A 20481-nucleotide genomic window follows, 5' to 3' on the forward strand; every position below is an offset into this window, starting at 1 on the left:
CGCGTCACGCCCTCTTTGACGGACGTCACACTCGCAGCACCCCGTTCGGGCCTCCAGGCAGTCGTCACATACCCATAGGGGGTATATGGTCGAGTGCGTCCGTCCGAATGCTCGCCCGATGCCCGTCCGCCCGGGAGGAGTTGCCGCCGTGCGTCCGCACGCCTTCGTGACCGCACCCGCCCCGCTGCTCCTGCTGACCGGCATGATCAGCCTCCAGTTCGGCTCCGCCTTCGCCAAACGCCTCTTCGAGCAGACCGGCCCGGCCGGCGCGACCCTGCTGCGACTGCTCCTCGCCGCCGCCCTGCTCCTGCTGCTGTCCCGCCCCTCCCCCCGGCTGCTGCGCGCCCACTGGCGACTGCTCCTCCCCTACGGGGCCGTCCTCTGCGTGATGCAGTTCGCCTTCTACGAGGCCACCGCCCGGCTCCCGCTCGGCGTGGTGGTGACCCTGGAGTTCAGCGGACCGCTGCTGCTCGCCGCCCTCACCTCCCGGCGCGCGCTCGACCGGCTCTGGGTCGCGCTCGCCGCCCTCGGGCTGCTCGTCCTCGGCGGGACGAAGGGCATGGACGACCCGGTCGGCCTCGCCGCGAGCCTGCTCACCGGCGCGGCCCTCACCGGCTACATCCTGCTCGGCGCCCGGGTCGGCCGGGCCGTGCCGGGCGGTTCGGGGCTGGCCCTCGGCCTCACCCTCGCCGCCCTGCTCGCCCTGCCCGTCGCCCCCGCCCTCGGAGCGCCCTCCGCCGGGACGCTGCTGGCCCCCGGAGTGCTCGGCGCGGCGCTCCTGGTGGCGGTCCTGACGGTGGTGGTGCCGTTCTCCCTGGAGTTCGCCGCGCTGCGCCGGATGCCGCCCCGGGTCTTCGCCGTCCTCTCCACGGTGGAGCCGGTCATCGCCGCCCTGGTGGGCCTGGCCCTGCTCGGCGAACGGCTCGCCTGGCCCCAGTGGGCGGCCGTGCTCTGCGTGGTGGGCGCGGCCCTCGGCACGGGCCTGGGCGCCACCGCCCGCGCCGGGCCGGACACCTCCGCGCCACCCGACCGATCACCGCACCGGAAGAACGGAGTGCACACATGACCGGCACGTCCACCACAGGAAGCCGTACGGGCCCCGGGCCCCGCGTCGCGCCCCTCCTGGAGACCGTCTCCACCACCTCCCGCTCGGCGGTCCTCGTCGCGGGCGGCTACTTCGACACGGCCGCGGGCATAGGCCCGTTCTCCCTCAACTCCTTCGCCCTCGCCCAGGAGACCGGGGCCGCGGCGCGCCGCCTGCACCGGGGCAACAAGGTCCTCTACGACGTCATCGTCAACGACCTCGGCATGTCCTGTTCCACCGACGTCTGTACGATCCCGGCCGCGGGCCCCGCCGAGACCGACCTCTCGCCGCTCACCGCCTCGGCCGCCTCGGCCGGGATCGCCTTCTCCGTCACCCGCGAGCGCAACCTGCGCAACCGGGCCGCCCGTTCGATGAAGCGGTGGCTGCACGACCCCCGGGAGAACCCGCTGTTCACCCGCGAGGGCGACGAGATCGTCTTCCGCTCCCGCCAGTACGAGAAGGTGCTCGCCGGGGTCGTCAAGGACGACCACGTCGTCCCGCGCTGCCCGCTGATCGTCGCCGAGTACTTCGCCCGCTACTTCACCCGGCTGCGGGCCTTCCCCGACTGCGCCCACCGGCACGTCGTGGACATCAACTCGCTCGCCGACCGCGACAAGGTCACCAAGGGCGCCGAGATCTATCTGCGCACCCTCGGCACGCCCGAGGAGGAGATCGTGCTGGTCTTCACCGACCCCTCCTGCGCCGATCCGCTGGCGCTGACCTACACCCCGTACGACTTCTGACCACCCGTCATCACGGAAGAGGGAGAACCGGCATGTCCACGATCTATCTCGACCACCAGGCGACCACGCCGACGGACCCGGCGGTCGTCGAGGCGATGACCTTCGCCGCCACCCAGTGCTACGCCAACCCGTCCAGCCCGCACGCCGCGGGCATCCGCGCCTTCCGCGAGGTCGAGCGGGCGCGCGGGGCGGTCGCCCGGTTCATCGGGGCGGGGCGCGGCGAGATCTGCTTCACCTCCGGGGCCACGGAGGGCAACAACCTGGCGATCAAGGGGGTCGTCGGAGCGGGCGCGGCCCGGCACGTGGTGACCACCGCCGTGGAGCACAAGTCGGTGCTCGACTCCTGTCGGGCGCTCGGCGAGGCGGGGCACGAGGTGACGGTGCTGCCCGTCGACGGCGAGGGGCGGGTGGACCCGGACCGGGTGGCGGCGGCGCTGCGGCCGGAGACCGCGCTGGTCTCGGTGATGCTCGCCAACAACGAGATCGGCACCGTGCAGCCGGTCGCCCGGATCGCGGAGCTGACCCGGGCGGCGGGCGTCCCGCTGCACTGCGACGCGACCCAGGGGGTGGGCTCACTGCAGGTGGACGTGAGGACGCTCGGGGCGGACCTGCTGACCTTCTCGGGGCACAAGATCTACGGCCCGAAGGGCGTCGGCGTCCTCTACGTCTCGCACCGGCTGTCCGACCGGGCGCCGCTGGTGCCGCAGCTGCACGGCGGCGGGCAGGAGCGGGGGCTGCGCGCGGGCACCCTCAACACCGCCGCCGTCATCGGTCTGGGCACGGCCGTCGGGGTGCTCTCGGCCTGCCGGGAGGCGGAGGCGGTACGGCTGGCGGGGCTGCGGGAGCTGTTCCTCGCCGAGCTGTCGGGGCTGGTCCCGTATGTGCTGAACAGTGGTGTGGGGCCGGGGTTCCTGCCGCACGCGGTGAACCTCTCGTTCCCGGGCGTGGACGCGCAGCAACTGCTCCTGGAGGTCGCGGACGTGGCCGTCTCGACGGGTTCGGCCTGCAACAGCGCGGCGCAGGAGCCCTCGCACGTGCTGCGGGCGATCGGTCTGCCGCCGGAGCGCGTCCGGAGCAGCGTCCGCGTCTCGTTCGGGCGGTTCACCACGGAGGCGGACGCGGTCCGCGCGGCCCGCGCGCTCGCGACGGCGGCGACACCGGGCGGGTCCCCGACGGGGACGTGACGGACGGCGGCGCAACCGGACGGGGACGTAACCGGACGGGGCGGTGGGTCCGGGGCCTCGACCCGCCCCGTACGGGAGGGTGAGCCGGGCTCGGGGGTGAGCCGGGTCTGCGGGCGCAGGGCCGGAGGGCGCCGGGCTCGGAGCCACGTGGGGCTCGGAGCAGCACGGGGCTCGGGCCACTCCGGGCTCAAGGCAGCACGGGGCTCGGGCCACTCTGGGCTCAAGGCAGCACGGAGCCGGGCCACGCCGGGCTCGAAGCAGCACGGGGCTCAAGGCCGCACGGGGCTCAGGGCCACGCCAGGTGGCACCCTCCCGTGCGGCCCGGCCCCGTGCGCGGGCCGGGCCCGTGGGCCCACCGGCCCGCGCGAGCCCACCGGGCCCGCCGGTCCGCGCGAGCCCGCGAGCCCACCGGGCCCGCAGGTCCGCCGGTCCGCCGACCCGCCGGTCCGCGCCGCTCCGGCCTCCAGGCCCGGAGCGGCGCACGGCCCCCGCGCACCGCGTGGCCCGGCACCCCCTTCTCGCTCGGCGGCCCCTCGGCCCCGGCGAGCAGGCACGAGTGCCTCGCGGGCGACGGCGACCAGGCCCCGGGCTCCGGCCCCGGCCCCGCCCTCGGGCCGCTCCCGGGCCCGGCACCGTCCGGGGTTCCGTGGACGGGTCCCGGGAGCGGCGGCGCCCGGCCCGTACGGCGGCCCCGGCCCCGCACGGCGGCGGCCTCGCCGTACGCGGGGCCCGCCGTACCCGCCCCCGCCGTGCCCACCGTGACGGTCGTGACGGCCATGCCCGCCCTGACGGTCGTGACGGTCGGCACACGAGCCCTCCCCGGGCCCCGCGCCTCACTACGCTGGACCCATGGTCAACCTGACGCGCATCTACACCCGTACCGGAGACAAGGGCACCACGGCGCTCGGCGACATGAGCCGGACCGCCAAGACGGATCCGCGGATCTCCGCCTACGCCGACGCCAACGAGGCCAACGCCGCCATCGGTACCGCCATCGCCCTGGGGCAGCTCGACGAGGAGGTCGTGAAGGTCCTCGTCCGCGTCCAGAACGACCTCTTCGACGTCGGCGCGGACCTCTGCACCCCCGTGACGGAAGCCCCCGCCTACCCGCCGCTCCGGGTGGAGCAGACGTACGTCGACCGTCTGGAGGCCGACTGCGACCGCTTCCTGGAGGAGCTGGACAAGCTGCGCTCCTTCATCCTGCCCGGCGGCACGCCCGGCGCGGCGCTGCTGCACCAGGCGTGCACGGTGGTGCGGCGGGCGGAGCGCTCCACCTGGGCCGCCCTGGAGCTGCACGGCGAGACGATGAACGCGCTGACCGCCACCTACCTCAACCGGCTCTCAGACCTGCTCTTCATCCTTGCGCGGACCGCGAACAAGGAGGTCGGGGACGTGCTGTGGGTCCCGGGCGGGGAGCGCTGACCCGCCGCCCGGGTCCTTCTTCGGCCAGATCGCGTAGCTGAGCGCGATCAGGCCGTGGATGCCCGCCGCCCGCCAGACCGCGTAGATCGTCTGCCGCAGCCCGTCCGTGTCCCCGGCGTCGCCGACGTACCACGTGGCCAGGAGCAGCAGCGCCGTCGCCACGGCGGCGGCGACCACCGTGCCGAGCCAGATCGCGCCCTCGTGGCGGGCGCGGGCCATCCCGTAGCGGGGCGGCTTCCGGGGCGGCGGGGCGCCGCCGAAGCGGTGGGCGGCGTGCCCGTCCAGCCACTTCACGGTGCGGTGGCCGTGGCCGACGGTGAAGCCGATGTAGACGGCGGCGAGGCCGTGCCGCCAGCTGGGGTCCGCGCCGTTCTTGAGGTCCATCGCGGTCACCACCAGGAGCAGCACCTCCAGAAGGGGCTCGCACAGCAGCAGCGCGGCGCCCGTCCTGGGCATGTTCAGGAGGTAGCGGGCGGTCAGACCGGCGGCCAGCAGCACCCAGAAGCCGACCTCGCAGACGATGATCAGCGTGACGATCATGACGGTTCCTCTCTCGGTTCCCCTCTCGCTTCCCCTCCAGCCTCCCGTGGCCCCGGGAGGGACGCGTCGTCGCCGGTGACGATGTACGCCTACATCCTTCGACGGAGGGGGGGATCGGCCCGGACGAGGAGGTCAGGGCCGGTGGAACCGTGTTGGATGGGTACGTGACCCTCCCCCGCCCGCACCGCGTCGACCTGATCATCGCGTTCTCGGGTCTGGCCTGCGGGCTGCTCCTGTGGTCCTTCGGCCTCTACACGACCAGTGGCCGGATCTTCGACCAGCGATGGGCCCCGCTCGTCCCGCTGGCCGTGACGGCCGCCATGGAGTCGGTGCGCCGCGTCCTGCCGCAGACGGCCCTGACCGTCGGCACGCTGGCGATCGTGGCGGACCAGTTCACCAACGGCAACCTGGTCACCGTCCTCATGTTCACGGACCTCGTCTACGCGGCCGTGGTGTACGGGTCCCCCGCCTCCGCCCGGCGCGTCCCCTACAGCACCGGCCTGGTGACCGTCGCCGTCACGATCGGCTTCCTCGTCTGGTGGCAGAACGCCATCGCGCTGCTCGTCGGCGTGATCACCGGCATGATCTCCTTCCTGCCCGCCGTGACCGGCTCCATCGTGCGCAACCACCGCGAGGCCGCCGAGGCGGCCCGGCTGCGGGCCGAACAGACCGCGCTGCTCGCCGAGATGGACCGGGCGCAGGCGGTGGTGGCCGAGCGGGCCCGGATGGCCCGCGAACTGCACGACGTGGTCGCCAACCACCTCTCGGCCATCGCCATCCACTCGACGGCGGCGCTCTCGCTCGACGAACCGGCCACCACCCGGCAGGCGTTGACCGTGATCCGGGAGAACAGCGTGGCGGGGCTCGCGGAGATGCGACGGCTGATCGGACTGCTCCGGGACAGCGGCGGGGACACCGGGCCCACCGCGGCGCCGACCCTCGCCGCGCTGGACTCCCTCGTCGAGCAGGCACGGGCGAACGCCCGGCCGAGCGGCCTCGTCCTGGTCCTCGACGACACCCGGGAGACCGGTGCCGGACTTCCGGCGCCGGTGGAGCTGGCCGCGTACCGGATCGTGCAGGAGTCCCTGACGAACGCGCTCAAGCACGCCGCCCCCGGTGAGGTCAGGGTGGCGCTCGCCCGGGAGGAACGGCTCCTCGCGGTGGAGGTGACGAGCCCGTACGGGGAGCGTCCCGGGCCGACGGCGCCCGGCTCGGGGGCCGGTCTGGTGGGGATGCGGGAGCGGACGGCCCTGCTCGACGGGGTGTTCGAGGCGGGCCCGGTGACGGACGGCGAGGGCCGGAGAAGATGGCGGGTCCGGGCGGAACTGCCCGTGGGCGCGAGCGACGAGGAGCGGCAGTGACGGTAAGGGTCGTGGTGGCGGAGGACCAGTCGGCGGTACGGGCGGGCCTCGTGCTGATTCTGGGGAGCGCGCCGGACATCGAGGTCGTCGGGGAGGCGGCGGACGGCGAGCGCGCGGTGGAGCTGGCCCGTGAACTCCGCCCGGACCTGGTCCTGATGGATGTGCAGATGCCCCGGATGGACGGGGTGACGGCGACCGGGATCGTGGTGGCGGAGGGCCTCGCGGACGTCCTCGTGCTGACCACGTTCGATCTGGACGCGTATGTCTTCGGGGCCCTGCGGGCGGGCGCGGCGGGCTTCCTGCTGAAGAACGCGGAGGCCCGGGAGCTGATCGAGGCGGTCCGGACGGTGGGGCGCGGCGAGGGGCTGATCGCTCCGGCGGTGACCCGGCGGCTGATCGCGGAGTTCGCGGCGACGGGCCGTCCGGCGGCGCGGGGGACGGACCCGGCCGTGCTCGACGTGCTGACGCCCCGGGAGCGCGAGGTGCTGTCGGTGCTGGGCCAGGGCCTTTCCAACGCGGAGATCGCGGTACGGCTGGACATGGCTGAGGCGACGGTGAAGACCCACGTCAGCAAGGTGCTGGGCAAGCTGGACCTGCGGAGCAGGGTGCAAGCGGCCGTGTTGGCACAGGAGTTGGGGGTTTAGAAGAACTTTGCCGACGATGGTCTGGACCTCTTGACGATTGGTCCAGACCTTCCTACGCTCGGCGGGCGCGCGCATCTTCACGGACCACCCCCACCCATGTCCGCTACTTGAGGAGCACCGTTGAGCACTCAAGCACCGACGCGCAGAACAGGGTTCAGTCGTCGCACCGCCGCCGGTCTGACCGCCCTGATCCTGCCCCTCGCCGCGATGGTCGGCCTCGCCACCCCGGCCGAGGCCGCGACCTCGGCCACCGCCACGTACACGAAGACCCAGGACTGGGGCTCCGGGTTCGCCGGCAGTTGGACCGTCAAGAACACCGGCACCACCAGCATCAGCTCCTGGAACGTCGAGTGGGACTACCCCGCCGGCACGACGGTGACCTCCGCCTGGGACGCCACCGTCACCGGTGCGGCCAACCACTGGACCGCGAAGAACCTCGGCTGGAACGGGACCCTTGCCCCCGGCGCCAGCGTGAGCTTCGGCTACAACGGCACCGGCTCCGGCGCGCCCACCGGCTGTAAGATCAACGGCGCCGCCTGCGACGGCACCCAGCAGCCGGGCGACAGCCTGCCCTCGGCCCCCGGCACCCCCGTCGCCTCCGACATCACCAACACCTCGGCGAAGCTGACGTGGACGGCGGCCACCGACGACAAGGGCGTCAAGAACTACGACGTCCTGCGCGACGGCACGAAGGTGACCACCACCACCGCCCTGACCTACACGGACAGCGCGCTCACGGCGGGCACCGACTACTCGTACACGGTCGTCGCCCGCGACACCATCGACCAGGTGGGCCCCGCCGCCGGTCCGACCCCCGTCCGCACCACCGGCGGTGGCGGCGGCAACCCGCCCCCGAACGCCATCAAGATGGGTTACTTCACCAACTGGGGCGTCTACGGGCGCAATTACCACGTGAAGAACATCGCGACCTCGGGCTCCGCGCCCAAGATCACCCACATCAACTACGCGTTCGGCAACGTCCAGGGCGGCAAGTGCACCATCGGTGACGCCTATGCCGACTACGACAAGGCCTACACCGCCGACCAGTCCGTCGACGGCGTCGCCGACACCTGGGACCAGCCGCTGCGCGGCAACTTCAACCAGCTGCGCAAGCTGAAGAAGGCCTACCCGAACATCAAGGTCCTCTGGTCCTTCGGCGGCTGGACCTGGTCCGGCGGCTTCGGCCAGGCCGTGCAGAACCCGACCGCGTTCGCGCAGTCCTGCTACGACCTGGTGGAGGACCCGCGCTGGGCCGACGTCTTCGACGGCATCGACCTGGACTGGGAGTACCCGAACGCCTGCGGTCTCACCTGTGACACCAGCGGCGCCGCGTCCTTCAAGAACATGATGCAGGCCATGCGTGCCAAGTTCGGCGCCAACTACCTCGTCACGGCGGCCGTCACGGCCGACGCGTCCACCGGCGGCAAGATCGACGCCGCGGACTACGCCGGCGGGGCGCAGTACATGAACTGGTTCAACGTGATGACGTACGACTTCTTCGGCGCCTGGGCCAACAAGGGCCCGACCGCCCCGCACTCCCCGCTCACCTCGTACGCCGGCATCCCGCAGGCGGGCTTCAACTCCGCCGAGGCCATCGCCAAGTTCAAGGCGAAGGGCATCCCGGCCAACAAGCTGCTGCTCGGCATCGGCTTCTACGGCCGCGGCTGGACCGGCGTCACCCAGTCCGCCCCCGGCGGCACGGCGACCGGACCGGCCCAGGGCACCTACGAGCAGGGCATCGAGGACTACAAGGTCCTCAAGAACTCCTGCCCGGCCAACGGCACCGTCGCGGGCACGGCCTACGCCCACTGCGGCACCAACTGGTGGAGCTACGACACCCCGGCCACGGTCACGTCCAAGATGAGCTGGGCGAAGAACCAGGGCCTGGGCGGCGCGTTCTTCTGGGAGTTCAGCGGTGACACCAGCAACGGCGAACTCGTCGGCGCGATCAACAGCGGTCTCAACTAACCCCACGAGGGTCTGACCCACCCGCTCGGACGACGAAGCGGGGGCCGGCGCACCACGCCGACCCCCGCTTCCTCACGTTCCGGGACGAACGCCCCGCCTCGGACGGCGTCCACCCTCCCGGACTCAGCCCGGGAGACCCCCGTCCGACCGGCGGGGAACTACGCGACGTTCACCCGCTGTCCGGGGGGCGCCGCCTCCAGCCAGGCCATGAAACCCGTACGGGCGTCCTCGCTCATCGCGAGCTCCAGACGGACGCCCTCGTACATGCAGGGCTGGACGACCATGTCGGACAGGAGCGCCAGCTCCTCCTCGCCCTCCGGCATCCGCCGCTCCAGGGCGACGATCGAGGCCCGCTCCAGGACCCGGCGCGGGCGCGGCGCGTACGAGAAGACCCGGTACCAGGCGATCTCGTCGCCGCTGTACCGGGCCACTCCGTACACCCAGCCCTTGCCGCTCGGGTCCGGCACGTCCGGGACGTTCCAGTGCAGCGAACAGTCGAACGTGCCGCCGGCGCGCTGGATCAGTCTCCGGCGCAGACCGAAGACGAAGAGCCCGATCACCACCAGTGCGACGACCAGGCCGCACACGAGCAGAGCGAGGAACATCTTCACCGACCTCCTCGCTGCGTCCCGTGGCCGGCACCGCCGGCACCACCCGATACACCCTGCATCTGCATCGCCTCAGCCGCGGCACGGTCCGGAAAATTCCGGACCGTGCCGCGGCTGAGGGCACTACTACTCGGCGCGGACCGTCAGCGGACGGACACCGCGCGCAGCCGGACCTCGGCGCGCCGCTCGGCGGCACCGTCGGAGTCCGTCTTCGCCCGCTCCAGCGCGCGCTCGGCACGCTGGGCGTCGATCTCGTCCGCCAGCTCGCAGACCTCCGCGAGCAGAGACAGCTTGTCGTCGGCGAACGAGAGGAATCCTCCGTGGACGGCGGCGACGACGGTCCCGCCCTCACTGGTACGGATGGTCACCGGGCCCGACTCCAGCACACCCAGAAGCGGCTGGTGGCCGGGCATCACGCCGATGTCGCCGGAGGTGGTGCGTGCGATGACCAAGGTGGCCTCGCCGGACCAGACACTCCGGTCCGCGGCGACCAGCTCGACGTGCAGCTCAGCAGCCAAGGGTGGCTCCTCGGGTCACCACCCGGCGCTCGTGCCGGGTGTTGGGGTCAATTCTAAGGGGCGTGGTGAGGGGGGCGGGACCTGTCCCGCCCCCCTCGGAGAGCACGGGGCTCAGGAGACGCCCAGCTCCTTGGCGTTGTTCTTGAGGTCCTCAAGGCCACCGCACATGAAGAACGCCTGCTCCGGGAAGTGGTCGAACTCACCGTCACAGATCGCGTTGAACGCGGCGATCGACTCGTCGAGCGGAACGTCCGAACCGTCCACACCGGTGAACTGCTTCGCCGCGTGGGTGTTCTGGGACAGGAAGCGCTCGACACGGCGGGCGCGGTGGACAACGAGCTTGTCCTCCTCGCTCAGCTCGTCGATACCGAGGATCGCGATGATGTCCTGGAGGTCCTTGTACTTCTGCAGGATCCCCTTGACGCGCGTGGCGGCGTCGTAGTGCTCCTGCGCGATGTAGCGCGGGTCCAGGATCCGGGACGTGGAGTCCAGCGGGTCCACGGCCGGGTAGATGCCCTTCTCGGAGATCGGACGGGAGAGAACCGTCGTCGCGTCGAGGTGGGCGAAGGTGGTCGCCGGCGCCGGGTCGGTGAGGTCGTCGGCGGGGACGTAGATCGCCTGCATCGAGGTGATCGAGTGTCCACGGGTCGAGGTGATGCGCTCCTGGAGGAGACCCATCTCGTCGGCCAGGTTCGGCTGGTAACCCACCGCGGAGGGCATCCGGCCGAGCAGGGTCGAGACCTCGGAACCGGCCTGCGTGAAGCGGAAGATGTTGTCGATGAAGAACAGCACGTCCTGCTTCTGCACATCGCGGAAGTACTCCGCCATGGTCAGACCGGCGAGGGCCACGCGCAGACGGGTGCCCGGGGGCTCGTCCATCTGGCCGAAGACCAGCGCGGTCTTGTCCAGAACGCCGGACTCCTCCATCTCGGCGATGAGGTCGTTGCCCTCACGGGTGCGCTCACCCACGCCGGCGAAGACGGAAACGCCCTCGTGCAGCTTCGCCACACGCATGATCATTTCCTGGATCAGCACGGTCTTGCCGACACCGGCACCACCGAACAGACCGATCTTTCCACCCTTGACGTACGGGGTGAGAAGGTCGACGACCTTCAGGCCGGTCTCGAACATCTCGGTCTTCGACTCGAGCTGGTCGAACGCCGGGGCCTTGCGGTGGATCGGCCAGCGCTCGCCGACCTCCGACTCCGCCTCGGGGTCGTTCAGGATCTGGCCCAGCGTGTTGAACACGCGGCCCTTGGTGACGTCACCGACGGGCACCGTGATGCCGTTGCCGGTGTTCACCACGGGGGCCTGGCGGACCAGACCGTCGGTGGGCTGCATCGAGATGGTACGGACGATGCCGTCACCGAGGTGCTGCGCGACCTCGAGGGTCAGCGTCTTCTTCGCGCCCTCCTCGGCCGGGTCGGCGACCTCGACGTGCAGGGCGTTGTAGATCTCCGGCATCGCGTCGACGGGGAACTCCACGTCGACGACCGGGCCGATGACCCGGGCGACGCGGCCCGTGGCGGCGGCCGTCTCAACAGTGGTCGTCATTACTTGTCACTCCCCGCGGTCGCGTCGGCGAGGGCTGCGGTGCCACCGACGATCTCGCTGATTTCCTGGGTGATTTCGGCCTGGCGGGCCGCGTTGGCAAGTCGGGAGAGGTTGTTGATCAAGTCTCCCGCGTTGTCGGTGGCCGACTTCATCGCGCGGCGCGTGGCGGCGTGCTTGGAGGCAGCCGACTGGAGCAGCGCGTTGTAGATACGGCTCTCGACGTAGCGCGGCAGAAGGGCGTCGAGGACGTCCTCCGCCGACGGCTCGAAGTCGAACAGCGGGCGGAGGGTGTCCGGCTCGCCGGCCTCCTTCGCCACCTCGTCGAGGCTCAGGGGCAGCAGCCGGGCCTCGACCGCCGTCTGGGTCATCATCGAGACGAACTCGGTGTAGACGATGTGGAGCTCGTCCACTCCGCCCTCGGCCGTGTCCTTCTCGATCGCCTCGATCAGCGGTGCCGCGATCTTCTTGGCGTCCGCGTACGTGGGCTCGTCGGTGAAGCCGGTCCACGTGTCGCTCAGCTTCCGCTCACGGAAGTTGAAGTGCGCGACACCACGGCGTCCGACGACATAGATGTCGACCGCGCGGCCCTCGCCCTCCAGCTTCTTGATGAGCGTCTCCGCCGCCTTGATGGCGTTGGAGTTGAAGGCACCGGCCAGACCGCGGTCGCTCGAGAGGAGCAGAACCGCGGCACGGCTCGGGTTGGCCGCCTCGGTGGTCAGCGCGTGCTTGTCGTTCGCACCCGTGGCCACCGCCGTGACCGCGCGGGTCAGTTCGGTCGCGTACGGGGTCGACGCCTGCACCTTGCGCTGCGCCTTGACGACGCGCGAGGCGGCGATCATCTCCATCGCCTTGGTGATCTTCTTCGTCGCGGTGACGGATTTGATGCGACGCTTGTAGACCCGGAGCTGCGCTCCCATGAGTCAGGTCCCTTCCGTCGTCACTTCGAGACGTTGACGGCGGCGGGAGCGTCCACGCCGAGCAGCTTGCCGTCAGAGGTCTCGAACTGCTTCTTGAACTCCGCGATGGCGTCGGCGACGGACGTCAGAGTGTCGTCCGACATCTTCTTGCCCTCACGGATGGAGGTCATCAGGCCGGAGTGCTTCTGACGCAGGTGCGCCAGCAGCTCCGCCTCGAAGCGACGGATGTCGGCGACCGGGACGTCGTCCATCTTGCCCGTGGTACCGGCCCAGACCGAGACGACCTGGTTCTCCGTGGGCATCGGCTGGTACTGAGCCTGCTTGAGCAGCTCGACCATCCGCTGACCGCGCTCCAGCTGCGCCTTCGAGGCCGCGTCCAGGTCGGAACCGAAGGCCGCGAAGGCCTCCAGCTCACGGAACTGGGCGAGGTCGACACGGAGGCGACCGGCGATCTGCTTCATGGCCGGGTGCTGAGCGGAGCCACCGACTCGGGAGACCGAGATACCGACGTTCAGGGCCGGACGCTGTCCGGCGTTGAACAGGTCGGACTCCAGGAAGCACTGGCCGTCGGTGATGGAGATGACGTTGGTCGGGATGAACGCCGAGACGTCGTTGGCCTTCGTCTCGACGATCGGCAGACCGGTCATCGAACCCGCACCCAGCTCGTCCGAGAGCTTCGCGCAGCGCTCCAGCAGACGCGAGTGCAAGTAGAAGACGTCGCCCGGGTAGGCCTCACGGCCCGGCGGGCGGCGCAGCAGCAGCGACACGGCGCGGTAGGCGTCGGCCTGCTTCGACAGGTCGTCGAAGACGATCAGGACGTGCTTGCCCTGGTACATCCAGTGCTGGCCGATGGCGGAACCGGTGTACGGCGCCAGGTACTTGAAGCCGGCCGGGTCGGACGCCGGGGCGGCGACGATCGTCGTGTACTCGAGCGCACCCGCCTCTTCCAGCGCGCCACGCACCGAGGCGATGGTGGAGCCCTTCTGGCCGACGGCGACGTAGATGCAGCGGACCTGCTTGTTCACGTCGCCCGAGCGCCAGTTGTCGCGCTGGTTGATGATCGTGTCGATGCACAGAGCGGTCTTGCCGGTCTGGCGGTCGCCGATGACCAGCTGACGCTGGCCGCGGCCGACCGGGGTCATGGCGTCGACGGCCTTGTAACCGGTCTCCATCGGCTCGTGCACCGACTTACGGGCCATCACGCCCGGGGCCTGCAGCTCGAGGGCGCGGCGGCCCTCGGTCGCGATCTCGCCGAGACCGTCGATCGGGTTGCCGAGCGGGTCGACGACGCGACCCAGGTATCCCTCACCGACACCGACGGAGAGGACCTCGCCGGTGCGCTGCACCGACTGTCCCTCCTCGATGCCGCTGAACTCGCCGAGGACGATCGCACCGATCTCGCGCTCTTCGAGGTTCAGCGCGAGACCGAGGGTGCCGTCCTCGAACTTCAGCAGCTCGCTCGCCATGGCCGAGGGAAGACCCTCGATCTTGGCGATGCCGTCGCCGGCCAGGCTGACCGTGCCGACCTCCTCGCGCGAGGCCGCGTCCGGCTGGTACGACTGGACGAAGTTCTCCAGTGCGTCCCGGATCTCCTCCGGCCGGATCGTGAGCTCCGCCATCTGGGTTCCCTGCTCTCCTTGTTGGGCCCGAAGTTTCTTAAGGGGTCTGGGGGCCGACCCCCAGGAATCTTCTGCAGTTTCTGCACGGCCCAACCGGGCCGCTGGTGATGCTGTGGTTCTGCTGGCTGTGGTCAGCTGGCCAGTCGACGGGTCGCCTCGTCGAGGCGCTCCGAGATCGAGCCGTTGATGACCTCGTCACCGATGCGCACCGTGATCCCGCCGAGGACCGTGGGGTCCACGTCCAGGTTCAGGTGCATGTCGCGGCCGTACAGCTTGGCGAGTACGGCACCGAGGCGCTGCTTCTGCTGATCCGACAGCGGCACCGCCGAGGTGACGACGGCGACCATCCGGTTCCGGCGCGCCGCGGCGAGCTTGGAGAGGGACTCGAGTCCCGCTTCCAGGCTACGTCCCCGGGGCTGGGTCACCAGACGGACGACCAGGCGCTCGGTGGCGGTGTGGGCCTTTCCGCCGAGCAGGCTGCGGAGCAGCTCGCCCTTGGCGGTGGCCGTGGCGGCCTTGTCCGTCAGCGCCGAGCGCAGCTCGGTGCTGGAGGACACGATCCGGCCGAACCGGAACAGCTCGTCCTCGACGTCGTCGAGGGCGCCCGCCCGCTGGGCCGCGGTGAGGTCGGCGATGTCCGCCAGTTCCTCGGTCGCGTCGACCAGGTCGCGCGAGCGCGACCAGCGGGAACGCACCGTGCCCGACACCAGGTCGGCGGTCTCGCCACCCACCTGACCGGCCAGGAGTCGCTGCGCGAGCTCGGCCTTGGCCTCACCCGGCTGTGCGGGGTCGGTCAGGACCCGGCGCAGCGACACCTCGCGGTCGAGCAGCGCGGTGACGGCGGCCAGCTCGTCCGCGAGCTTCTTGGCGTCGACCGAGGTGTTGTCGGTCAGCGCGTCGAGGGACTCGCGTGCGGCGGACAGTGCCTCGCGGCTCGCTCCGTTCATCGGACGGCCTCGGCCTTCTCCTCGAGCTCGTCGAGGAAGCGGTCGATCGTCCGGCTCTGGCGGGCGGAGTCCTCCAGGGACTCGCCGACCAGCTTGCCGGCCAGATCGGTGGCGAGCTTGCCCACGTCCTGGCGCAGCGACGCGGACGCGGACTTGCGGTCGGCCTCGATCTGGGCGTGGCCGGCGGCGATGATCTCTTCGCGCTGGCGCTGGCCTTCCGCCTTCATCTCCTGGATGATCGCGGTGCCCTGCTCCGTCGCCTCCTGGCGAAGACGCGCGGCCTCGTGGCGGGCTTCGGCGAGCTGGGCCTTGTACTGCTCCAGCACGCTCTGAGCCTCGATCTGGGCCGACTCGGCCTTCTCGATGCCACCCTCGATCGCCTCGCGGCGCTGCTCCAGAACCTTGTTGATGTTCGGGAGGAGCTTCTTGGCGAGGAAGCCGAAGACGATCACGAAGGCGATCAGGCCGATGACGAGCTCATCGACGTACGGGATGAGCGGAGGCTGCTCCTCCGCCGCTGCCGCAAGAAGCAGAGCGTTCACATCAGTGCCTTCCGTAAATGTGGGGCTGCCGGTCCGGCTTACTTGTAGACGAAGCCCATGACGATGCCGATGAGGGCGAGCGCCTCACAGAAGGCGAAACCCATGATCTGGTTGGTGCGGATCAGGCCGGCAGCCTCGGGCTGGCGGGCGAGGGCCTGGGTGCCGTTACCGAAGATGATGCCGACGCCGACGCCGGGGCCGATGGCCGCGAGGCCGTAGCCGATGGAGGCGACGTTTCCGTTGACGGCGGCGAGAGTCTCGAGAGCGGACATGCCGGTTCTTCCTTCTCTTTCAAGGACCCGGTGGGGGTTGGCCACCGGACGACTGTTGGTAAAGGGGGGGTGCTGCTGCCGGTCGGGGCCGGACTCAGTGGTGCTCGGCGAGCGCGCCCTGCACGTAGCTGCAGGCCAGGAGCACGAAGACGTACGCCTGGACGGCCTGGATGAAGAGCTCGAACGCCGTCATCACGAGGACCATCACGAACGAGGCGCCGGCGTAGAAGAAGCCGAGGCCGTTCAGGAGGTAGTACGTGGCGAGCGCGAACATCACGATGAGCAGGTGACCGGCGAACATGTTCGCGAACAGTCGGACCGCGTGCGTGAAGGGCCGGATCACCAGGTTCGAGAAGAACTCGAGAACCATGACCAGCGGCAGGATCGGGCCGAGCGACTTGTCGTAGCCGACGATGTTCTTCCAGCCGCCGACGAAGCCGTGCTTCTTGAAGGTCAGCGACACCCAGAGGACGTAGACGATCAGCGCGAGGGCCGCCGGGAAGGCGATCAGCGAGGTGACCGGGAACTGGGCGAGCGGGATGATCGACCAGAGGTTGAGGATCCACACGAAGAAGAACAGCGACACCATCAGCGGGACGTACTTCTCGCCGTCCTTCTTGCCGATGATCTCGTAGACGATGCCGCGGCGCACGAAGTCGTACCCGGCCTCGCCGACCATCTGCATCTTGCCGGGGATCAGCTTGGGCTTGTTGAAGGCGGCCCAGAAGAACCCGACGACCACGATCGAACCCAGGATCGCGAGCAGCATCGGCTTGGAGAAGTCGAAGCCACCCACGGAGAACATGGGCTCGTACATGAACGTGTGCAGGCCCGGCGCCGGGAAGCCACATCCGGTGAAGATGTGGCAATCCGGGTCGAAGGCAAGCGTCTGGTCAGCACTCACCGCGGGCTCCTTCAGCGTGGCGCATAGGTACGGCAACCTCGTTGTGTCGGCGCGGCACGCAGCCGCGGGTCGGCACTGGACTGGTCATACGGATTAGGGGGCGGCGGTTCGGCATCGAGCCTCGCGCTGGGACAGGCGTCTCGGATGCCCGCGCCCGCAGTGCCGCAGTTGGCACCGGACGATAGCAGGAAGCCGAACGCGGCTTTATCCCGGCCCTACCCTTCACGACTTCGGCCCCGTCTTGTCGGGGTCGATGTACATGATCTTGGCCTTCATGTACGCACGCGCCTGCGCGGCGACCCACACCACGGTTGTCGCCAGCAGCGTGAACGCGAAGGCCTTGAAGTCGAACAGTGTCGTGTCCTTGAACAAGGCCAGGAAGATGAAGAGCAACAGCAGCTGAGCCACGTAGAGCATGAGCCCCATGGCCTGGAACAGCTGCGGCAGAGACCTCGCCGTCCGCTGGAGCACCACCAGCCCGATCCCCATGAAGAGGACCACGACCAGGGTGCCGGCGACAGCGCCGAGCGCGCCCTTGCCGCCACTGACGACACCCGCGATCACCGTGGCGAGTGCGCCGACGGCGAGTGTGGGTACGGCGGTGTGCAGCAGGGTGCGTACGTCGTTGGACGGCATGGCGGTGTCTCCGCAAGTGATGGAGGGGGCGATGGTGTCGTCATGGACGAGCGTAATCCCGGTCCGAGGTGGGTCTCGGGGCCAACAGACCGTCGCACTACGGTCTTTCGGCACTGTCGCCGGGTCTCGTGAACCGTATCACAAACTATTTGAATAGGTCTTTACCCATAAGGTGTGCCAACAGTCACACATGAGAGTGAGCGCGCGCGTGTGTGCGCGACAGCGTGACGCTTCGTCTGCTAATGACCGCGTACGCGGCCTTCGTCAACTCGGCGTTCCGGCCTTCCGCCTATCGGTGAAGCGCGCGCGGTTGCCGATGGCCGTCGAGCCGTGGAGCCCCGCCGGTACCGGAACGCGCTCCTCCTCGACCACCACGGGCTCCGGAACGGCCTCCCGGGCGGCCGGGACCGGCTTGCGGCGGCGGTAGCGCGGCGGCACCACGGACTCCGCCCAGCGGGGCGCCCTCGGCGTGAAGCGCGGCAGCAGGAGCAGGACGAGGCCGATCGCGCTGAGCGCGACCACGCACAGGACGATCCACATCGACGCCGAGTGCACCGAGTAGGCGAGCGTCCCGAAGGCGATGAGCGCCGACCAGAAGTACATGATCAGGACCGCCCGGCTGTGCGAGTGGCCGATCTCCAGGAGCCGGTGGTGCAGATGGCCCCGGTCGGCCGCGAACGGCGACTGGCCGTTCCAGGTGCGCCGCACGATCGCCAGGATCAGGTCGGCCATCGGGATCGCGATGATCGTCAGCGGCAGCACCAGCGGGATGAAGACGGGCAGCGCCGCGTGGGTCGCCTCCCGGGTCGAGCCCTCGAACATCTTCAGCGCGTCCGGGTCCACCTGGCCGGTGATCGAGATCGCGGAGGCCGCCAGGATCAGGCCGATCAGCATCGAGCCGGAGTCGCCCATGAAGATCCGCGCCGGATGCATGTTGTGCGGCAGGAAGCCCAGGCACATGCCCATGAGGATCACGGTGAACAGCGTCGCGGGGGCCGCCGCCTCGATCGTGTAGCCGTACCAGAGGCGGTACGCGTACAGGAAGAACGCGGCGGCGGCGATGCACACCATGCCCGCGGCGAGACCGTCGAGACCGTCGACGAAGTTGACCGCGTTGATCGTCAGGACGACCAGGGCCACGGTCAGGAGCGTGCCCTGCCCCGGCGTCAGCGAGACCACGCCGACACCCGGGATCGGCAGCCACAGGATCGTCAGACCCTGCGCGACCATCACCCCCGCCGAGATCATCTGGGCGCCGAGCTTGATCAGCGCGTCCAGCTCGAACTTGTCGTCGAGGACGCCGATCAGCCAGATCAGGGCGGCACCGGAGAGCAGCGCGCGCGGCTCGTTCGACAGCTCGAAGACGCTGTTCAGGTTCTTCAGGTGATCGGCGACGAGCAGACCCGCGCACAGTCCGAAGAACATGGCGATGCCACCGAGCCGCGGAGTCGGTTCTCGGTGTACGTCGCGGGCACGGATCTCCGGCATCGCCCCGGTCGCGATGGCGAACTTGCGCACCGGACCGGTGAGCAGGTACGTCACGGCGGCCGTCACACAGAGCGTCAGCAGGTAATCACGCACGGGCTGCCCCACAGGAATCGCTGGCCATCTCAGCCCCACACCCTAGCCGTGCATTCCATGTGCTTGGAGACACGCGGGGTCCCCTGACGGTTGCACGCGGACTTTCCCCACCCGCGCCTCAGCGCCCATACGGGGGAAATCGCCCGGTCAGCACCCTTACCTCCGCCCGCACCCGGGCGGTCTCCGCCGGGTCGTCGCGCAGCGCCGCGGTGAACAGCGCGGCGATCCTGGCCATCTCGGGGGCGCCCATCCCCTGCGTCGTCACCGCCGCCGTGCCCAGCCGGAGGCCGCGCGCCTCGCCGTGCGGCAGGGCGCAGGTGTCGAGGACGATCCCGGCGGCGGCGAGCCGGGCGCGGGCGGTCCGCCCGTCGGCGCCGAGGGGGCCGGGATCGGCGGTGACGAGATGGGTGTCGGTGCCGCCGGTCGTCAGCGCGAAGCCCTCGGCGGCGAGGGCGGCGGCGAGCACCCGGGCGTTCTCGACCACCCGATGGGCGTACGCGGTGAACGCCGGGGCGGACGCCTCGCCGAAGGCCACCGCCTTCGCCGCGATCGTGTGCATCTGGGCGCCGCCCTGGCTGAACGGGAACACCGCCCGGTCGATCCGCCCCGCGAGTTCCTCGCCGCACAGGATCATGCCGCCGCGCGGGCCGCGCAGCACCTTGTGGGTGGTCGCGCAGACGACGTCGGCGTACGGCACCGGGTTCGGCGCCGCTCCCCCGGCGACCAGACCGATCGGGTGGGCCGCGTCGACGACGAGATAGGCGCCGACCTCGTCGGCGATCTCGCGGAAGACCGCGTGGTCGAGGTGGCGGGGGTACGAGATCGAGCCGCACACGATCGCCTTGGGGCGGTGGTGGCGGGCGAGCGCGGCGACCTGTTCCAGGTCGACGCGGCCGGTCTCGGGGTCGGTCCCGTAGGGGACGAAGTCGAACCAGCGGCCGGAGAAGTTCGCCGGGGAACCGTGGGTGAGGTGCCCGCCGTGTTCGAGGCCCATGGCCAGGACGGTGTCACCGGGCCTGAGAAGGGCCGCGTACGCGGCCAGGACGGCCGCTGAGCCGGAGTGGGACTGGACGTTCGCGTGGGCGGCTCCGAAGAGCGCGGTGGCCCGCTCCACGGCGATCCGCTCGGCGGCGTCGGCGTACTCGCAGCCGCCGTGGTGACGGGCGCCCGGATAGCCCTCGGCGTACTTGTTGGCGAGCGGGGAACCGAGGGCGGCGAGGACCGCGGGCGAGGTGAAGTTCTCCGCCGCGATCAGCTGGAGGTCCTCGGCCTGCCGCCGTGCCTCGCCGAACAGCACGTCGGCGATCTGCGGGTCCTGTCTGCGCAGGACGTCGAGTTCCTCGTCGGGGGGCGCGGTCACCGGCATGTCCCCAACTGTAGGCACGCCGGGACGCCCCCGCCCGACGAACGCGTCCGGCCGGTCGGGGGGCGCCCGTA

20 protein-coding genes are annotated in these 20481 nt (G+C 70.5%); 7 read left to right on the forward strand and 13 right to left on the reverse strand.

The annotated features are described in order from the left end of the window. Window positions 1-148: 148 nt before the first annotated feature. From ACFXGN_RS10825 to ACFXGN_RS10840, 4 genes are all read left to right on the forward strand, one after another. Window positions 149-1066 (forward strand): DMT family transporter, encoded by a 918-nt coding sequence (locus ACFXGN_RS10825; protein WP_384856318.1) that lies wholly within the window; start codon window positions 149-151, stop codon window positions 1064-1066. Next, window positions 1063-1827, forward strand: a complete 765-nt coding sequence (locus ACFXGN_RS10830) for a hypothetical protein (RefSeq protein ID WP_384856320.1) — start codon at window positions 1063-1065, stop codon at window positions 1825-1827. Before ACFXGN_RS10825 ends, ACFXGN_RS10830 begins: the two co-directional genes overlap by 4 nt. A 32-nt stretch (window positions 1828-1859) precedes the next feature. Further along, window positions 1860-3011: a cysteine desulfurase family protein gene (locus tag ACFXGN_RS10835; protein ID WP_384856322.1), complete on the forward strand. Its 1152-nt coding sequence runs from the start codon at window positions 1860-1862 to the stop codon at window positions 3009-3011. Between the two features lie 849 nt (window positions 3012-3860). Next, the gene (locus ACFXGN_RS10840) at window positions 3861-4433 is read left to right on the forward strand and encodes a cob(I)yrinic acid a,c-diamide adenosyltransferase (protein WP_384856325.1); all 573 of its coding nucleotides are present in this window, start codon (window positions 3861-3863) and stop codon (window positions 4431-4433) included. On the opposite strand, the gene ACFXGN_RS10845 is transcribed toward ACFXGN_RS10840, so the two are convergent. Beyond that, window positions 4353-4973 (reverse strand): hypothetical protein, encoded by a 621-nt coding sequence (locus ACFXGN_RS10845; RefSeq protein ID WP_384856328.1) that lies wholly within the window; start codon window positions 4971-4973, stop codon window positions 4353-4355. The two genes, ACFXGN_RS10840 and ACFXGN_RS10845, sit on opposite strands and share 81 nt — an antisense overlap. Before the next feature lie 164 nt (window positions 4974-5137). Here ACFXGN_RS10845 and ACFXGN_RS10850 point away from each other — a divergent pair, with 164 nt between their 5' ends. The 3 genes from ACFXGN_RS10850 to ACFXGN_RS10860 all read left to right on the forward strand — a co-directional run bounded on the left by ACFXGN_RS10850 (window position 5138) and on the right by ACFXGN_RS10860 (window position 8946). Next, window positions 5138-6334, forward strand: a complete 1197-nt coding sequence (locus ACFXGN_RS10850) for a sensor histidine kinase (RefSeq protein ID WP_384856330.1) — start codon at window positions 5138-5140, stop codon at window positions 6332-6334. Beyond that, the gene (locus tag ACFXGN_RS10855; protein ID WP_384856333.1) at window positions 6280-6978 is read left to right on the forward strand and encodes a response regulator; all 699 of its coding nucleotides are present in this window, start codon (window positions 6280-6282) and stop codon (window positions 6976-6978) included. Before ACFXGN_RS10850 ends, ACFXGN_RS10855 begins: the two co-directional genes overlap by 55 nt. A 120-nt stretch (window positions 6979-7098) precedes the next feature. Then, entirely contained in the window at window positions 7099-8946 is a 1848-nt protein-coding gene (locus ACFXGN_RS10860) for a glycosyl hydrolase family 18 protein (protein ID WP_384856334.1), read from the forward strand. Between the two features lie 158 nt (window positions 8947-9104). On the opposite strand, the gene ACFXGN_RS10865 is transcribed toward ACFXGN_RS10860, so the two are convergent. The 12 genes from ACFXGN_RS10865 to glyA all read right to left on the reverse strand — a co-directional run bounded on the left by ACFXGN_RS10865 (window position 9105) and on the right by glyA (window position 20410). Further along, window positions 9105-9551: a DUF2550 domain-containing protein gene (locus ACFXGN_RS10865; RefSeq protein ID WP_366442316.1), complete on the reverse strand. Its 447-nt coding sequence runs from the start codon at window positions 9549-9551 to the stop codon at window positions 9105-9107. A 146-nt stretch (window positions 9552-9697) separates the two neighbouring features. Continuing rightward, complete coding sequence (locus tag ACFXGN_RS10870) at window positions 9698-10072, reverse strand: F0F1 ATP synthase subunit epsilon (RefSeq protein ID WP_351782007.1); 375 nt, start codon at window positions 10070-10072, stop codon at window positions 9698-9700. Window positions 10073-10183: 111 nt separating this feature from the next. Beyond that, complete coding sequence (gene atpD / locus ACFXGN_RS10875; protein WP_366442318.1) at window positions 10184-11626, reverse strand: F0F1 ATP synthase subunit beta; 1443 nt, start codon at window positions 11624-11626, stop codon at window positions 10184-10186. Further along, window positions 11626-12543, reverse strand: a complete 918-nt coding sequence (locus tag ACFXGN_RS10880; RefSeq protein ID WP_384856338.1) for a F0F1 ATP synthase subunit gamma — start codon at window positions 12541-12543, stop codon at window positions 11626-11628. The genes atpD and ACFXGN_RS10880 overlap by 1 nt, the downstream gene beginning before the upstream one ends. Before the next feature lie 20 nt (window positions 12544-12563). Further along, a complete protein-coding gene (gene atpA, locus ACFXGN_RS10885; protein WP_366442320.1) occupies window positions 12564-14162 on the reverse strand; it encodes a F0F1 ATP synthase subunit alpha in 1599 nt (532 codons plus the stop codon). 131 nt (window positions 14163-14293) lie between these two features. Further along, entirely contained in the window at window positions 14294-15109 is an 816-nt protein-coding gene (locus ACFXGN_RS10890; RefSeq protein WP_384856339.1) for a F0F1 ATP synthase subunit delta, read from the reverse strand. Further along, window positions 15106-15651, reverse strand: a complete 546-nt coding sequence (locus tag ACFXGN_RS10895) for a F0F1 ATP synthase subunit B (protein WP_351781993.1) — start codon at window positions 15649-15651, stop codon at window positions 15106-15108. Before ACFXGN_RS10895 ends, ACFXGN_RS10890 begins: the two co-directional genes overlap by 4 nt. Window positions 15652-15689: 38 nt before the next feature. Beyond that, window positions 15690-15923, reverse strand: coding sequence for an ATP synthase F0 subunit C (atpE, locus tag ACFXGN_RS10900; protein ID WP_010474382.1), 234 nt, complete (start codon window positions 15921-15923; stop codon window positions 15690-15692). A gap of 94 nt (window positions 15924-16017) precedes the next feature. Then, the gene (gene atpB / locus ACFXGN_RS10905) at window positions 16018-16827 is read right to left on the reverse strand and encodes a F0F1 ATP synthase subunit A (RefSeq protein ID WP_351781990.1); all 810 of its coding nucleotides are present in this window, start codon (window positions 16825-16827) and stop codon (window positions 16018-16020) included. A 222-nt stretch (window positions 16828-17049) separates the two neighbouring features. After that, the gene (locus ACFXGN_RS10910; RefSeq protein ID WP_384856342.1) at window positions 17050-17463 is read right to left on the reverse strand and encodes a hypothetical protein; all 414 of its coding nucleotides are present in this window, start codon (window positions 17461-17463) and stop codon (window positions 17050-17052) included. A 264-nt stretch (window positions 17464-17727) separates the two neighbouring features. After that, a complete protein-coding gene (locus ACFXGN_RS10915) occupies window positions 17728-19044 on the reverse strand; it encodes an MraY family glycosyltransferase (protein WP_384856344.1) in 1317 nt (438 codons plus the stop codon). 118 nt (window positions 19045-19162) lie between these two features. Beyond that, entirely contained in the window at window positions 19163-20410 is a 1248-nt protein-coding gene (glyA, locus tag ACFXGN_RS10920) for a serine hydroxymethyltransferase (RefSeq protein ID WP_384856347.1), read from the reverse strand. Window positions 20411-20481: the final 71 nt, after the last annotated feature.

Source organism: Streptomyces sp. NPDC059247 (genome assembly GCF_042754005.1).
GTDB lineage: Bacteria > Actinomycetota > Actinomycetes > Streptomycetales > Streptomycetaceae > Streptomyces.

Bases quoted from the DNA above. Each gene is read 5' to 3' on its own strand.
- ACFXGN_RS10830 (WP_384856320.1), top strand. From the start codon at position 1,063: ATGACCGGCACGTCCACCACAGGAAGCCGTACGGGCCCCGGGCCCCGC.
- ACFXGN_RS10835 (WP_384856322.1), top strand. From the start codon at position 1,860: ATGTCCACGATCTATCTCGACCACCAGGCGACCACGCCGACGGACCCG.
- ACFXGN_RS10840 (WP_384856325.1), top strand. From the start codon at position 3,861: ATGGTCAACCTGACGCGCATCTACACCCGTACCGGAGACAAGGGCACC.
- ACFXGN_RS10845 (WP_384856328.1), bottom strand. From the start codon at position 4,973: ATGATCGTCACGCTGATCATCGTCTGCGAGGTCGGCTTCTGGGTGCTG.
- ACFXGN_RS10855 (WP_384856333.1), top strand. From the start codon at position 6,280: ATGGCGGGTCCGGGCGGAACTGCCCGTGGGCGCGAGCGACGAGGAGCG.
- ACFXGN_RS10865 (WP_366442316.1), bottom strand. From the start codon at position 9,551: ATGTTCCTCGCTCTGCTCGTGTGCGGCCTGGTCGTCGCACTGGTGGTG.
- atpD (WP_366442318.1), bottom strand. From the start codon at position 11,626: ATGACGACCACTGTTGAGACGGCCGCCGCCACGGGCCGCGTCGCCCGG.
- ACFXGN_RS10880 (WP_384856338.1), bottom strand. From the start codon at position 12,543: ATGGGAGCGCAGCTCCGGGTCTACAAGCGTCGCATCAAATCCGTCACC.
- atpA (WP_366442320.1), bottom strand. From the start codon at position 14,162: ATGGCGGAGCTCACGATCCGGCCGGAGGAGATCCGGGACGCACTGGAG.
- ACFXGN_RS10890 (WP_384856339.1), bottom strand. From the start codon at position 15,109: ATGAACGGAGCGAGCCGCGAGGCACTGTCCGCCGCACGCGAGTCCCTC.
- atpE (WP_010474382.1), bottom strand. From the start codon at position 15,923: ATGTCCGCTCTCGAGACTCTCGCCGCCGTCAACGGAAACGTCGCCTCC.
- ACFXGN_RS10910 (WP_384856342.1), bottom strand. From the start codon at position 17,463: ATGCCGTCCAACGACGTACGCACCCTGCTGCACACCGCCGTACCCACA.
- glyA (WP_384856347.1), bottom strand. From the start codon at position 20,410: ATGCCGGTGACCGCGCCCCCCGACGAGGAACTCGACGTCCTGCGCAGA.